Source organism: Candidatus Pelagibacter communis (genome assembly GCF_001180185.1).
Taxonomy (GTDB): Bacteria; Pseudomonadota; Alphaproteobacteria; order Pelagibacterales; family Pelagibacteraceae; genus Pelagibacter; species Pelagibacter ubique_F.
Genome location: NZ_CVSS01000038.1, coordinates 1 through 1330 on the forward strand (window position 1 = coordinate 1; position 1330 = coordinate 1330).

Below are 1330 nucleotides of genomic sequence, written 5' to 3' on the forward strand. Positions count from 1 at the left end.
TAAACCAAAAATGTGAAAGTTCTAAATATTGTACATTGTGACCGTATGGTGGGTCAGTTATGATAACATCAATAAATTTTTTTTTTGGAAGACTGGTTTTGTTTATTGTCTTAGATATTAAAATAAGATTGTTTTTGTCAAAATTTTGAATGTTTTCGCTAACTTTATCATTAATTTTTAAGTTTTTGTTATGATTAATTAATTTTATAATCCTATTAAAGGCATTTCCAAATGCTGATCTTATGTTAACTTCACAAAATTGTGGGGGTGCCCAGTAAGCATGTTTAGACCATGTGGTAGGTTTTCCTGATTGCCACTTACTATTAGCAAAACTCATAATATTAGTATCTTTTAATGAACTGCTTAAAATAAATCTAAATATTTCAATTATATTTTTTTTTATTTTTAAATTATTTATAAAATCTTTTAGTAAGTGATTAATATAAAGATTCTTTTTTGTAAAAAAATCCTCAAAATATAATATATTTTTTCTATATAGCGCATCCTCTAATTGCCTATCCCAATTTAAAGGTATTTTATTTTTTTTAATTTTAATTTTATTTTTTTTAATTAATTTTTTTAAAAAATTATTATGATTTTCAATTATATTTAAAGAGGTAGTATCAAAATAATAAAATTTATTTTTGTTCTTAAAATAAAGATAAATATAACCACAATTTTTTGCATTTATAGATTTGAATTTGTAACCCTTTTTACAATTACATTTATATTCCCCACCTTTAATTTGGTTTTCTTTAATCAGTTTTACTATAGATTTACAATTTGGACATTCAACTTGATGACAAAGCTCTAACCATTCAATTTTATCTAAATTAGTATTGAATTTTTTTTCTAATTTTGAATTTAAGGGCTCGTAAAGTTTTTCTAAAAAATTATCTATTTTTTTAAATATTTTATGTAGCAAAATAATATCTTCATTTAAAAACATATTTTTGACTATAAAAATTGATAATGGATTAATATCAAAACCAATTGCTTTTCTTTTTAATTTAATAGATTCATAGATAGTTGTTCCTCCCCCACAAAAAGGATCTAAAACTATATCTCCCTCTTTTGAATAAGATTTTATTAATTGCTCAAATACGTTCCATGGTCTTCTTGCAAAATATTTATGAATTTTATATGGATCAGTATGGGACTTAGCCTCGATTGGTTGAAAAGTTTTTTTTGTAGTTAAAGTGGGCATTATAAATATTACATCCGATATGTTTTTATTACCAATAATTTAGTACTCTTTAAGTAAGAATATTCTAATAATAAAAATTTTATTATAAATAAATATTGTTAATTTTTTTATCTGTAAATTAAA

The 1330-nt window shown here is 21.8% G+C and carries 1 protein-coding gene; it reads right to left on the minus strand.

Translation table 11 applies throughout. The features are described from left to right. A partial coding sequence (locus tag AMN95_RS02555) for a DNA methyltransferase (protein WP_256997925.1) occupies positions 1-1207 on the minus strand: 1207 nt, incomplete at its 3' end. Between the last annotated feature and the right edge of the window lie 123 nt (positions 1208-1330).